10 protein-coding genes are annotated in these 13,844 nt (G+C 73.9%); 7 read left to right on the forward strand and 3 right to left on the reverse strand.

Translation table 11 applies throughout. The features are described from left to right. Window positions 1-365: 365 nt before the first annotated feature. Window positions 366-1,376, reverse strand: a complete 1,011-nt coding sequence (locus tag ACH4SL_RS25900; protein ID WP_398449544.1) for an LLM class flavin-dependent oxidoreductase — start codon at window positions 1,374-1,376, stop codon at window positions 366-368. Between the two features lie 214 nt (window positions 1,377-1,590). Between ACH4SL_RS25900 and ACH4SL_RS25905 the strand changes: the two genes are divergently transcribed. After that, entirely contained in the window at window positions 1,591-2,865 is a 1,275-nt protein-coding gene (locus ACH4SL_RS25905) for a transglycosylase family protein (RefSeq protein WP_398449546.1), read from the forward strand. Between the two features lie 72 nt (window positions 2,866-2,937). Here the strand turns inward: ACH4SL_RS25905 and ACH4SL_RS25910 are convergent, their stop codons facing one another. Then, window positions 2,938-3,942, reverse strand: coding sequence for an aldo/keto reductase family protein (locus ACH4SL_RS25910; RefSeq protein ID WP_398449548.1), 1,005 nt, complete (start codon window positions 3,940-3,942; stop codon window positions 2,938-2,940). Between the two features lie 115 nt (window positions 3,943-4,057). Next, complete coding sequence (locus tag ACH4SL_RS25915) at window positions 4,058-4,717, reverse strand: hypothetical protein (protein WP_398449550.1); 660 nt, start codon at window positions 4,715-4,717, stop codon at window positions 4,058-4,060. A 254-nt stretch (window positions 4,718-4,971) separates the two neighbouring features. On the opposite strand from ACH4SL_RS25915, the gene ACH4SL_RS25920 reads away from it, so the two are divergent. The 6 genes from ACH4SL_RS25920 to ACH4SL_RS25945 all read left to right on the forward strand — a co-directional run bounded on the left by ACH4SL_RS25920 (window position 4,972) and on the right by ACH4SL_RS25945 (window position 13,813). Further along, on the forward strand, window positions 4,972-5,697 hold the full coding sequence (locus tag ACH4SL_RS25920) for a DUF4232 domain-containing protein (RefSeq protein ID WP_398449552.1): 726 nt from the start codon (window positions 4,972-4,974) through the stop codon (window positions 5,695-5,697). Between the two features lie 123 nt (window positions 5,698-5,820). After that, on the forward strand, window positions 5,821-8,544 hold the full coding sequence (locus ACH4SL_RS25925) for a CocE/NonD family hydrolase (protein WP_398449554.1): 2,724 nt from the start codon (window positions 5,821-5,823) through the stop codon (window positions 8,542-8,544). Continuing rightward, window positions 8,541-9,446, forward strand: coding sequence for an ABC transporter permease (locus ACH4SL_RS25930; RefSeq protein ID WP_398449557.1), 906 nt, complete (start codon window positions 8,541-8,543; stop codon window positions 9,444-9,446). The genes ACH4SL_RS25925 and ACH4SL_RS25930 overlap by 4 nt, the downstream gene beginning before the upstream one ends. Window positions 9,447-9,638: 192 nt before the next feature. Beyond that, complete coding sequence (locus ACH4SL_RS25935; RefSeq protein ID WP_398449559.1) at window positions 9,639-11,018, forward strand: S8 family serine peptidase; 1,380 nt, start codon at window positions 9,639-9,641, stop codon at window positions 11,016-11,018. 233 nt (window positions 11,019-11,251) lie between these two features. Continuing rightward, window positions 11,252-12,805, forward strand: a complete 1,554-nt coding sequence (locus ACH4SL_RS25940; protein ID WP_398449561.1) for a glycosyl hydrolase family 18 protein — start codon at window positions 11,252-11,254, stop codon at window positions 12,803-12,805. Between the two features lie 171 nt (window positions 12,806-12,976). Continuing rightward, on the forward strand, window positions 12,977-13,813 hold the full coding sequence (locus ACH4SL_RS25945; RefSeq protein WP_398449563.1) for an undecaprenyl-diphosphate phosphatase: 837 nt from the start codon (window positions 12,977-12,979) through the stop codon (window positions 13,811-13,813). Window positions 13,814-13,844 lie beyond the last annotated feature (31 nt).

The following is a 13,844-nucleotide window of genomic DNA, read 5'->3' on the forward strand; positions in this document are numbered from 1 at the left end:
GTACCCCACCCCGAGGGGTGGCCCCTCTACGCCACCCGGCCCACTCCCCGCCCGCGCGGGCGGCCGCGCTTGCCGCGTCGGGCGAGCGTTTGCGCTGCCGCGCGGGGGGCTGCGCCTGCGGCGCCGGGCGAGCGTTTTTAGGGGCGCGGGGAACTGCGCGACCAGCCACGACGTGCCGTCACGTTGTCACCGGCCCGAAGGGGCAGTTCGGTCCGTACCGGACCACCGGCCGGTGGGGGCGGGCCGCGCAGTTCCCCGCGCCCCTGATGGTTGCCCGGCGCCGCAAGCGCAGCCCCTGACGGGGCGCCCCGCGGCGCAGCCGCAGCCTCGTCCCGGGGGCGGCCGGGAGCCCGGCCCGGCGGGGCTCAGGAGGAGAGGATCGCGGCGAGGGCCCGGTGGGACTCCAGCAGCCGACGGCGGTCATACGTGCTGGTCGTCACGAGGTATTCGTCCGCCGCGCTGCGGGTGAGGAGGGCCGTGAGGGCGGCGGCGACCTCGTCCGGGGGGCCGGCGACGTGGCCGGTGAGGGCAGCGGCGAAGTGGTCCCGCTCCGCGGGGGTCATCGCGCGGGATTCCACCGCCTCCGGCGGGGGGAGCGGGGGGAAGGAGCCGTGCGTGCGGGAGTACGCGGTGGACCAGGCCTCGGGGAGCAGGAGGCGGCGGGCCTCCTCCGGGGTGGGGGCGACGGCGACCGTGCCGGAGAGGGTGACGTGCGGGGCAGCGGCCCAGCGCGACGGCCGGAAGCCGGCGCGGTAGCGGTCGACCGCCCGCAGCATCGCGTCCTCCCCGCGTATCCCGCCGATGACCAGCGGCAGCCCGAGCCGCGCGGCGAGATCCGCGCCGCTCCCGGTGGCCAGCAGGAAGGGCGCGGGGCGCAGGCCCTCCGCGGGCCAGGCGTGCACCCCGGGGTGCGCGGCCTGCTCACCGGTGAACCACCCGAGCAGCTCGGTGACCTGCCCGTCGAAATCCTCCGCCGCGTCCTTGCCGTGCCCGAGCGCCCGCCGTACGCCGCCGGTGAAGCCCACGGAACGGCCGAGCCCCATGTCGATCCGCCCCGGGAAGAGCGCTTCGAGCACCCCGAACTGCTCGGCGACGACGAGCGGCCGGTGGTTGGGCAGCATCACCCCGCCCGTGCCCACCCGGATCCGCGACGTCGCCGCCGCGACGGCCGCGGCCAGCACGGTGGGAGCGGAGCCCGCGACGCCCGGTACGGAGTGGTGCTCGGAGACCCAGAAGCGGTGGAAGCCCAGCGCCTCCGCCTCCCGGGCCAGCGCGACCGTCTCCCGCAGCGCCTGCGGGCCGTCCCCGCCCTCCCGGGTCCGGGACCGGTCCAGCAGCGAGAAGGGCGTGTCGCGCAGTACGGAACTCACCCTCATTCCAACGCTCACGCCGCCCCGCCATTCCCGCCCGCTCCCGGCAGCGCCCGGGGAGCCGCGGGGAGCCGGAGGGGGGAGCCCGGGGAGAACGCCTCCGCGCCGAATGCGCCCTTGTGGCGCGCCCGGGGCGGGCCTACTCTGTGCCCGCCCGGCAATTCGGGCGTATGGCAGCCCGGCCGCACGGTGCCGGGCCGGTCCGGAGAGGACGCGTTCCATGGCCTTACGCGGGCGCCACCGCCGATACCGTCCGAGCCGGGTCTCGCAGGCCTCGCTGACCGTTACCGCGGGCGGTGCCGGTCTGGCGCTGCCGCTCATCGGCCTGAGCACGGCCCACGCCGAGACCACCGATGTGTGGGACAAGGTCGCCAACTGCGAGTCGTCCGGCAACTGGCACATCAACACCGGGAACGGCTACTACGGCGGGCTCCAGTTCACGTCCTCCACCTGGAAGTCCTTCGGCGGCGGCACGTACGCCCCGCGCGCCGACCTGGCCACCAGGAACGAGCAGATAGCCGTCGCCGAACGGGTGCTGCGCAGCCAGGGCCCCGGCGCCTGGCCGGTGTGCTCCCGGCGCGCCGGGCTCACCCGCGAGGTGGCCACCGCGTCGCACACCGTGCACGTCCCCGCGGCGAAGACACGCCCCGCGACCGCGCACACCACGGCGCACACCACGGCGAAGGCCCCCGCGAAGGCGCAGCCCAAGGCCCCCGCGAAGAAGCCCGCCGCGAAGAAGCCCACCGCGGCGCCGCCGAAGAAGCCCGCCGGGCAGGAGCACTACACGGTCGTCCGGGGCGACACCCTCTCCGGGATCGCCGCCGACCGGCACGTCAAGGGCGGCTGGCCGCGCCTCTACGCCGACAACCGCGGCGTCGTCGGCGACGACCCGGACCTGATACTCCCCGGCCAGCGGCTCGCCCTGGACGCCCCGCCCGCGAAGGCGAAGCCCAAGCCGAAGCCGCAGGCCAAACCGGCGGTGAAGCCCGCGGCCAAACCTGCGGCCAAGCCCGCCGCGAAACCGGCGGCCAAGCCCGCCCCGAAGCCCGCGCAGAAGAAGACCGCCGAGCCCGCCTCCGTCACGCACTCCACGGGCTACACCCTGCCGGTGCACGCCGCCCTCGGCACCGGTTACCAGGCCTCCGGCAGCCACTGGTCCAGCGGCCACCACACCGGCCAGGACTTCCTGGTCCCGACCGGCACCGCCGTGCACGCCGTGGCCTCGGGCAAGGTCGTCACCGCCGGGTGGGGCGGGGCGTACGGCTACCAGGTGGTGATCCGGCACCCGGACGGGCACTACAGCCAGTACGGCCACCTGTCGCAGATCTCCGTCAAGGTCGGCCAGCAGGTCACCGAGGGCCAGCGCATCGCCCGTTCCGGCTCCACGGGCAACGCTACAGGCCCGCACCTGCACTTCGAGATCCGGACGGGCCCGTCGTACGGCGACGACATCAACCCCCTGCACTTCCTCCGCGCCCACGGCGTGAAGGTCTGACCCGCGCCCCCGGGCCGCCGCGGGAGGCGGCCCGGGAGCGTCGTACGCCGAGCCCCGCAGGGCCCCGCGGGGTCAGGGCCGCTTGGTCGGGACGTTCTCGTAGACCTTGAGCGGGTCGGTCACCGCGACCGGCGCGAGGATCGACTCGATGCGCTCCACCACTTCGGCGTCCAGCTTCACGCCGGCCGCCTTCGCGTTCTCGCCCACCTGCTCGGGGCGCGAGGCGCCCACGATCGCGGCGGAGACGTTCTTGTTCTGCAGCACCCACGCGACCGCGAGCTGCGCGAGGCTCAGGCCCGCCTCCGCGGCGATCGGCTTGAGCTCCTGCACCCGTGCGAGCACCTCGTCGCGCATCCAGCGGCTGATCATGTTGGCGCCGCCCTTGTCGTCGGTGGCGCGCGATCCGGCCGGGGGCTGCTCGCCCGGCAGGTACTTGCCGGTCAGGACGCCCTGGGCGATCGGGGAGAAGACGACCTGGCCGATGCCCAGCTCCTCCGACGTCGGGACGACCTCGCCCTCGATGACGCGCCACAGCGCCGAATACTGCGGCTGGTTGGACACCAGCGGGATCCGCAGCTCGCGCGCCAGCGCGTGGGCGCGGCGGATCTGGTCGGCCGTCCACTCCGACACGCCGATGTAGTGCGCCTTGCCGGAGTGCACGACGTCGGCGAAGGCCTCCATCGTCTCTTCCAGCGGGGTGAAGCGGTCGTAGCGGTGGGCCTGGTAGAGGTCGACGTAGTCGGTCTGCAGGCGGCTCAGGGAGTTGTCGATGGACTCCATGATGTGCTTGCGGGACAGGCCGCGGTCGTTGTGGCCGGGGCCGGTGGGCCAGAAGACCTTGGTGAAGATCTCCAGGCCCTCGCGCCGCTCGCCCTTCAGCGCGCGGCCGAGTACGGACTCGGCGCGGGTGCCCGCGTAGACGTCCGCGGTGTCGAAGGTGGTGATGCCGACGTCCAGGGCCGCGCGCACGCACGCGGTGGCGGCGTCCTCCTCCACCTGGGAGCCGTGGGTGAGCCAGTTGCCGTAGGCGATCTCGCTGATGATCAGGCCGCTGCGGCCGAGATGACGGTATTCCATGGTCAACGACCTTAATCCGCGTCCCCGCCGCCGGTGAAGGCGGCCGTACGGGGACGTGCGTGGGCAGATCGGTCGTACCCGGGCAGGGACAGGGGCCGTACGGATCGGCCCCGGCTCAGCGGGTGCGGCTGGGGGAGACCAGCAGGAAGGGCTCGCCCTCGCGCGTGCGGTGCTCGGTGCACTGCCAGCCGTACCGGCCGAGCAGCTCCGCGCAGCGGGCGAGCGCCCGTATCGCCGCCGTCCCTTCCGGGCCGCCGCGCCAGGCGACCCGTGGCTCGCCCTCCCGCTCCCCGGCGGCCGTCACCGCGTAGCCCGGGGAGCCGGGGCGGGCGGGAGGGCATCCGGCGGCCTCCAGGGCGAGGGCGACGGCGTGCACGGGGCGGTCCCGCTCCCAGGGCGCGGGAGCGCCGGTCGCCCCGTCGAGCAGCAGCGACCTGATCCGCAGCAGGCCCTCCCACGCGGTCGCCACCTCGGCGGCGCGCCGCGGCCCGCCGGGCGGTCCCGTCCCCGTCCCGTCGTCGGCGGCGAAGGTGTCGGCGGCGGGTGCGGGACGCCCTGGCGGCGGGACGTCGGGGCGGGCCGCCGTCAGGTCGGCGCGCAGCCGCAGGCCCTCCGGCGTGAGGTAGTAGCCGTGGTGCCCGCTGCGCCCGTGGCGGACGGCGAGCCCGTGGGCGGCGAGCGCGGCGCACACGTCGGCCCGCGCGGTCAGCCGCCCGGTCACCGGGTCGGAACCGGTGAGCGCGCGCCGCTGGGCGGCCGTCAACGTGCCCTTCATGCGCCTTTCCTCCCGTCCCGTCACATCCTTTCCCGCACCGTACCGCGGGCCACCGACAGCGCCCGCCAGGAGCGGCGCCGCCCCCGCCGTAGCCGGTCCCGCGGGCACGGTCACGCCCGCGCTGCCAGTTCGTACGGGGGCGGTAACAGACGCGCGGTCCGCCGGAGCCGGGCTGCCCCGCGGGTCAGAATTGCGGCGTCGATCGCACATGGACCGGTCCTGCCGGACCGGTCCCGGGGGAAACGGACCACCGCATGAAGACGAAGACGGCCAGAACCGGCCCGGTACGCCGCGCCCTGCGCGGCACCCTCCTGGGAGCGGCCGCGGCCGCCGTGCTGCTGGCGGCCACCGCCTGCCAGGGCGACGACGACGCCGCGGGCCCGTCGAGCCCGGCGCCGGCCGGGAAGGGCACGCCGAGGGCCACCGCGTCCACGACCGACTCCGGCACCGGGACAGCCACCAGCACGCCCGCCGACGACCGGACCGGGGACACCGGCGAGACCAGCGGCGGCAACGGCACGAAGTACAAGGACTGCCAGGTCACCGAGCTGAACACCGCCGTCGAGCTCCAGGACGCCGCGGGGGAGACCCCGCGGCACTTCCTGCTGACCGTCACCAACGGCACCAGGACGCCGTGCGTCCTCAACGAATCCCCGCAGGTGCGGCTCGGGGCCGGCAACGACGCCGACATCGTGCGGACCCTCGGCGAGGTCGACACCGACCCGCTCGTCGTCCCGGGCGGCGGCAAGGCGTACGCCGGCCTGTACGTCTTCGGCGCCGACGAAGGCGGCGAGGCGGAGTACGACCGGTCCGACCGCTTCACCGCCACCCTCGTCTCCGGCGACGGCACCGAGCTCAACGGCACGCTCATCTTCGACCTGCCCGACGGCCTCGACTCCGTCTCCTACGACGACGCGGCGCGGCTGTACGGCTGGGCCCTCACCGAGGGCATGGCGATGCGCCCCGTCACCCGGATCTGACCGCCCGCGCGGCGCCCCGCCCCGTCGCGGCCGGGGCGCCGCACGTTGTGAAAAGCCGGGGAAACGCGGGGGAGCCCCCGCCCCGTCCGCGGCCTGCGGATCCTTGCCGCCTAGGATCGTGGGATGGATCTCCGATGGCCGCGGCGCAGGCGGTGGTTGGCCGGTGCGGGGGCGCTCGCGGTGCTCGTGGCGGGCGGTGCGGCGGTCGGTACGGCCGCGGCGGCCGGCGGCGGCCCCGCGGTGCACCGCTCCGACGCGATGCTCACCGGCGCCGGCGGCGTACGCCTGGACACCTCCTACTTCACCGCGGGCGGCGGCGGCCGCAGACCCGCCGTGCTGCTCGGCCACGGCTTCGGCGGCAGCAAGGACGAGGTGCGCGGCCAGGCCGAGTCGCTGGCGCGGCACGGCTACGCCGTCCTGACGTGGTCGGCGCGCGGATTCGGCGCGTCCGGCGGGCAGATCGGGCTCGACGCGCCGGACGGCGAGGTCGCCGACGTCAGCCGGCTCATCGACTGGCTCGCCGCCCGCCCCGAGGTCCGGCTCGACGCGCCGGGCGACCCGCGGGTCGGCGTCACGGGCGTGTCGTACGGCGGCGCGGTGTCGCTGCTGGCCGCCGGGTACGACCACCGCGTGGACGCGATCGCGCCCCGCGAGACGTACTGGAACCTCGCGGACGCGCTCTTCCCCGACGACGTCTACAAGAAGCTGTGGGCCGGCATCTTCTTCTCCTCCGGCGCCACGCCGCTGCCCGCGGCGGCCGCCGCGGACGGGGACAAGGCCCCGACGAAGCAGGAGCTGCGCGAAGCGGCGGCCGCGGCCGCCGCGAGCGACCCGGTGTGCGGCCGCTTCACACCGCAGATCTGCGCCCTCTACCAGCGTGTCGCGCAGGCCGGCCGCCCCGACGCCGCCGCCACCGCGCAGCTCGCGGCGCTCAGTCCCGCCGCCGTCGCGTCCCGCATCAAGGTGCCCGCGCTCATCGTGCAGGGCCAGACCGACTCGCTCTTCACGCTCGCGCAGTCCGACGCGGCGGCCGCCGCCCTGCGGGCCAACGGCGCGCCCGTGGCCGTCGACTGGATCGCGGGCGGGCACGACGGCGGCGACACCGAGGACGCCCGGGTCGACCGCCGGGTCACCGCGTGGTTCGACCGCTACCTCAAGGGCGACAAGGGCGCCGACACCGGCCCGGCCTTCCGGGTCACCCGCACCGGCGGCCTGAACTCCACCGACGGCAGCGTGGTCCTGCGCGGCGCCACCGCCGACTCCTACCCGGGCCTGGAGGGCTCCTCCGCCCGCCGGGTCACCCTGACCGGCGGCCCGCAGCGCATCCTCAGCCCCGCGGGCGGCTCCCCGCCGGCGATCTCCGCGGTGCCCGGCGCCGGTTCGCTGAGCGCCCTGTCGTCGCTCGGCGCGAGCCTGTCCACGGACATGCCCGGGCAGTTCGCGAGCTTCGACTCCGCGCCGCTCGCCGCCCACACCCATCTGACCGGCTCGCCGACCGTGACGCTGCGGGTGGCCACGAAGGCACCCGACGTGGTGCTCTTCGGCAAGCTCTACGACGTCACGCCGGGCGGCAAGCAGACGCTGCCCGCCGGGCTCGCCGCGCCCGTACGCGTCACCGGATCACCGGACGGCACCCTGGTGACGCTGCGACTGCCCGCCGTGGACCACGACTTCGCCGGCGGCCACCGGCTGCGGCTGGTGGTGGCCACGACCGACCTGGGGTACGCCTCGCCCGCGGCCGCCGCGTCGGTGACGGTGTCGCTGGCCGGGCCGCAGCTGACCGTGCCCGTCGACACCGAGCTGTCCGACGCCGCCGGGCCGCTGCCCTGGTGGACGTGGGCGCTGCCGCCGGCCGCGCTGCTGGCCGCCGCGGCGCTGCTGGTGACCGGGCGGCGCCGGGTGCGGCCGCGCCCCGCCGACCCGGCGCTCGCGGCGGTGCCGCTGCAGATCACCGGGCTGAGCAAGCGCTACGCGAAATCCGCCGACCGCTACGCGGTGCGCGACCTGTCCTTCCGGGTCGAGCCGGGGCAGGTGCTCGGGCTGCTCGGGCCGAACGGCGCGGGCAAGACCACCACGCTGCGGATGCTGATGGGCCTGATCCACCCGGACGAGGGCGAGATCCGGGTCTTCGGCGAGGCGGTGCGGCCGGGCGCGCCGGTGCTGTCGCGGCTCGGCGCCTTCGTCGAGGGCGCCGGCTTCCTGCCGCACCTGACCGGCCGCGCCAACCTGGAGCTGTACTGGCAGGCCACCGGCCGCCCGCCGGGCGACGCGCACCTGGCCGAGGCGCTGGAGATCGCGGGCCTCGGCGACGCGCTGGAGCGCGCGGTGCGCACGTACTCGCAGGGCATGCGGCAGCGGCTCGCCATCGCCCAGGCCATGCTGGGCCTGCCGGACCTGCTGATCCTCGACGAGCCGACCAACGGTCTCGACCCGCCGCAGATCCGCGAGATGCGCGAGGTGATGATCCGCTACGCGGCCGGCGGGCGCACCGTCATCGTCTCCAGCCACCTGCTGGCCGAGGTCGAGCAGAGCTGCACGCACCTGGTGGTGATGGACCGCGGCCGGCTGGTGACCGCGGGGCCCGTCGCCGAGATCGTCGGCTCGGAGGACACCGTGCTCGTCGGCGTGGACGGCGAGATGCCGGCGGACGTCGTCGACAAGGTCGCGGGGCTGCCCGGGGTGGCCACCGCCGTACGCGCCGAGGACGGCCTGCTCGCGGTGCTGGACGGGCTGACGTCCGCGCAGTTCGTGGCCGAACTCGTCCGGCTGGACGTCCCGGTGGCCCGGGTCGGGCCGCACCGCCGGCTGGAGGACGCCTTCCTGACCCTGATCGGAGGCTCGGCATGAGCGCCGCCCCGCCCGCACCCGTCCCCGCTCCCGCGCCGCCGCCCGCCGCGGTGCCGCGCCGGGAAACCGCCGAGGGCTACCGGCCCGGCCGCACGCTGCGGCTGCGCGTCGAGGCCCGGCGGCAGTTGCGGCGGCGGCGCACGATGGTGGTGTTCGGGCTGCTGGCCGCGCTGCCCTTCGTGCTGATCATCGCCTTCGCGATCGGCGGCACCCCCAAGGAGGGCCGCAACGGCCCGACGCTGATCGACACCGCGACCGCGTCCGGCGGCAACTTCGCGGCGACGTGCCTGTTCGTGTCGGCCGGCTTCGTGCTGGTGGTGCCCGTCGCGCTGTTCTGCGGCGACACCGTTGCCTCGGAGGCGGGCTGGTCGAGCCTGCGCTACCTGCTGGCCGCGCCCGTGCCGCGGACCCGGCTGCTGGGCGTGAAGTTCACCGTGGCGCTCGCCTTCAGCGCGGCGGCCATCGTGCTGCTGCCCGCGGTGGCGCTCGCGGCCGGCACCGTCGCGTACGGCTGGGGCGATCTGGAGCTGCCCACCGGCGGGGCGCTCGCGTCGGGCGACGCGCTGCCGCGGGCGGCGATCGCGGTCGCGTACATCTTCGTGAGCGAACTGGTCACCGCGGCGCTGGCGTTCTGGCTCTCGACGAGGACCGACGCGCCGCTCGGCGCGGTGGGCGGCGCGGTCGGGCTGACGATCGTCGGCAACGTGCTGGACGCGGTGACCGCGCTCGGCTCGTGGCGCGACGTGCTGCCCGCGCACTGGCAGTTCTCCTGGGCGGACGCCCTCCAGCCGGACCTGGAGTGGGGCTCCATGCTGCAGGGCGTGTCCGTGTCGGTGTCGTACGCGATCGTGCTGACCGCGCTCGCCTTCCGGGGCTTCCGCACCAAGGACATCGTCTCCTGACGGTACGCCCGGCCCCCCGGAGGTCCCGCTGGGCGGACGCTTCGTCATGCCCCGGTCATGGCACGGTAAAAGGAGGGCCATCCGGGTAAAGCGACCTGCCGTAATCCGGGAGGCACTCTTGTCCTGGGCATGATCTCTCCGATGTGATCAGTCATCCGTCTCGTGCGGTCGTCCTCCACCCAGGGAGAGTCCATGCGCAGATTCCGCCCGCGCTCCGCAGCGGTCGCCGCGGCCGGGGCCACCGCCCTCACCGCCGCCGTGCTGACCGCCGCTCCGGCCGGCGGCGCCACCGCCTCCGCGCCCGCCGCCCACGTGCCCGCCGCCAAGGCGGTGCCCGCGGTCGCCGGCCACCGGCTGGTGCACGGGGTGAGCAGCCCGCTGACGCTGGCCCAGTGCCAGGCGCAGTGGGGCATCAACTGCTACACCCCGCTGCAGTACCGGCAGGCGTACGACCTCAACCCGCTCTACCGGGCTGGCGTCACGGGCAAGGGCCGCACGATCGTCATCGTCGACTCGTTCGGCTCGCCGACGATCCAGCACGACCTGGACGTCTACAGCGCCCAGTTCGGCATCAAGAGCAGCAAGGTGCAGGTCGTCAAGTGGGGCGACGTGCCGCCGTTCGACCCGACCAACCCCGACCACACCGGCTGGGCGGGCGAGTCCACGCTGGACGTCGAGATGGCGCACGCCGTCGCGCCCGACGCGAAGATCGTGCTCGTCGAGACCGGTGTCGCCGAGACCGAGGGCGTCGTCGGTCTGCCGGAGATGATGGACGCCGAGAAGTACCTCATCGACCACAACGTGGGCGACGTCATCACCCAGAGCTTCGGGGCGACCGAGAACACCTTCCCGGGCTTCGACAAGGGCGACTTCTCCAGCATCCAGGGCCTGCGCTACGCCTTCCAGGACGCGGCCCGGCACGGCGTGACGGTGCTGGCCTCCTCCGGCGACGACGGCGCGACCGACGCGGTGGAGGACGGCTCGGGCGACTACCCCTACCAGGTCAACTCCTGGCCGTCCGCGGACCCGCTGGTCACCTCGATCGGCGGCACCCAGCTGCACCTGGACGAGGCGGGCAACCGCACCGCGCCGGACAGCGTGTACAACGACTACGGCGCGGGCGGCGGCGGCCAGTCGCACGTCTTCGCCCGGCCGTCGTACCAGGACGGCGTCAAGAAGACGGTCGGCGCGCACCGCGGCACCCCGGACATCTCGATGGCCGCGGCGGTGGACGGCGGCGCCTGGGTCTACTCCAGCTACGACCCGACGGCCACCGGCTGGGACGTCTACGGCGGCACGAGCGAGGCGAGCCCGCTGTTCTCCGGCATCGTCGCGCTCGCCGACCAGTTCGGCGGGCACCGGGTGGGCGACATCCACCAGGCGCTGTACACGCTCGCCAAGGGCAGCCCGAAGTTCAGCGGCATCGTGGACGCCGCGGACGGCACGAACAACACCTACGGCGGGGTCCCCGGCTACACCGCGGTCAAGGGCTACGACATGGCCACCGGTGTCGGCTCGGTCGACGCGCTGCGGTTCGTGCCCGCGCTGGCGCTCACCAGCTGGGGCCGCTGACCGGCAGTCCGCACGATCCGGCAAGGTCACCGCCGCGCCCGGCCCCGGGCGCGGCGGTTCTCCGCCGACCGGCGGCTGCCGGAAAGGCCGCGAACGCCGGAAATCTGCTTCCGGGTGGTTCAACTCCATTATCTGTTAGGACTCTTGACAGTCGAGTGGTCTGGACCAACAGTATTGGTCCAGACCAGCAGGCCGCCGTCTGCTGATCCCCCCACCTGGAAGGAGCGCGGTCCATGACCGGACCCGTTCGTAGAGGGCGAGCCCGCGCACTGCTCACCGGACTCGCCACCGCAGCCGCCGCCGCAGGGCTGGCCCTGACCGGCGGCGGCGCCGCCCACGCGGCCACCCCGCTGCCCCAGCACCTCTCGGCGCCGTACTTCGAGGCATGGAACGGCGACAGCCTCTCCGGCCTGGCCGCCGCGTCGGGCAACAAGTACCTGACGATGGCCTTCATCCAGACCCCGTCGGTCGGCTCCTGCACGCCGTACTGGAACGGCGACAGCTCGATGCCGATCAGCCAGGCCAACTTCGGTGCCGACATCGACACCATCCAGGCCGGCGGCGGCGACGTCATCCCGTCCTTCGGCGGCTTTACGGCCGACAACACCGGCACCGAGATCGCCGACAGCTGCACCGACGTCGCCTCGATCGCGGCCGCCTACGAGAAGGTCGTCAGCACCTACGACATCAGCCGGCTCGACATGGACATCGAGGACAACTCGCTGACCAAGGCCGCCGGCATCGACCGCCGCAACAAGGCGCTCAAGATGACGCAGGACTGGGCCGCGGCCAACGGGCGCACGCTGCAGATCTCCTACACCCTGCCGACCACCACCCACGGTCTGACCACCGGCACCGCCGGCGACGGCTCGGGCCTGTCGGTCATCAAGAACGCCATCTCCAACGGGGTGAACGTCGACGTCGTCAACCTCATGACGTTCGACTACTACGACAACGCCACCCACGAGATGGCGAACGACACCCAGACGGCCACCCAGGGCCTGCACGACCAGCTGGCCAAGCTCTACACGTCGAAGACCGACGCGCAGATCTGGAACATGGTCGGCATCATCGAGATGCCGGGCATCGACGACTTCGGCGCCGCCGAGACGTTCACCACCGCCGACGCCACCCAGGTCTACAACTGGGCGGTCAGCAAGGGCGTCAACACGCTGTCCTTCTGGGCCCTGCAGCGCGACAACGGCGGCTGCCCCGGCCAGGGCGGCTCCGACACCTGCTCCGGCATCGCGCAGAGCACCTGGCAGTTCAGTCACACCTTCGCGGCGTTCAACAGCGGCGGCACCACCACGCCGCCCACCAACGACTTCTCGGTGTCGCTGTCCCCGGCCTCCGCCACCGTCACGGCGGGCGGCTCCACCACATCCAGCGTGCACACCGCCGTCACCGCGGGCAGCGCCCAGTCGGTGAGCCTGAGCGTGAGCGGCGCGCCGGCCGGCGTCACCGCCTCGGTCAGCCCCGGCTCGGTCACGGCGGGCGGCAACGCGACGCTGAACGTCTCCACGACCGCCGCCGCCGTCTCCGGCACCTACACCCTCACCGTCACGGGCACCGCGTCCGGCGCCGCGCACAACGCGACGTTCACGCTGACCGTCACCGGCGGCACGACCGCCTGCACGGCCGCCCCGTGGAGCAGCTCGGCGATCTACGTCGGCGGCAACACCGTCTCCCACAGCGGCCACACCTGGAAGGCCAAGTGGTGGACGACCGGCGAGGAGCCCGGCACCACCGGCGAGTGGGGCGTGTGGCAGGACCTCGGCGCCTGCTGACGTGACCTGGGCGCACCGCTGACCTGTCCCGCACCACGGCGGCCGGACCTCCCCGGATTCGGGGTCCGGCCGCCGATCCTCTAGAGTCGCCACCGGACGTCTACGCATGTGTAGTCGTCACCAGCGGGCCGGCTGATCACCGGCGGACCAGGGGACAGGACCACCACCCACATGAGTGCCATCGGCGTCGGCCAGGCCGTCATTCTCGGAGTCGTGGAAGGAGTGACCGAGTTCCTGCCGGTCTCCTCCACCGGGCATCTGAAGATGGCCGAGGGCCTGATGAACATCAAGGTCGACGACAAGTCCGTCGTCGCCTTCACCGCGGTGATCCAGGTCGGCGCCATCGCCGCGGTGTTCGTGTACTTCTTCAAGGACATCATGCGGTTCGTCTCCGCGTGGCTGCGCGGGCTGACGAACAGGAACGAGCGGGACAACCACGACTACAAGTTCACCTGGTGGGTGATCTACTCCACGATCCCGATCGTGATCGTCGGGCTGGCGGCCAAGCCGCTCATCGACGGTCCGCTGGGGTCGCTGTGGGTCGTCGCCCTGTCGCTGATCGTCGGCAGCGTGGTCATGTGGGCCGCGGAGCAGATGGCCCGGTTCAAGCGCGGCGAGGACGAGGTCACCGTGAAGGACGCGATGTACGTCGGTACGTCGCAGATCCTGGCGCTGCTCTTCCCCGGCTTCTCCCGCTCCGGCGCGACCATCTCCACCGCGCTGATCCGCGACCTCGACCGGATGGCGGCCACCCGGCTGTCGTTCTTCCTCGGCCTGCCCGCGCTCACCGGCGCCGGGCTGTACGAGCTCAAGGACGCCACCGGCGGCGGGGTCAGCGCGAGCGCGCTCGCGGTCGGCACCCTGGTGTCGTTCGTCGTCGCCTACGGCTCCATCGCCTGGCTGCTGCGGTTCGTGGCGCGGCACTCGTTCAACTCGTTCGTGATCTACCGGATCGTGATCGGCTTCGTGCTCATCGGGCTGCTGGCGACCGGCACGCTCGACAGCTGAGAGCGGCTGCCGAGCAGCTCAGGGGCCGGAC

It is taken from the genome of Streptomyces sp. NPDC021020 (assembly GCF_044333285.1).
GTDB lineage: Bacteria > Actinomycetota > Actinomycetes > Streptomycetales > Streptomycetaceae > Actinacidiphila.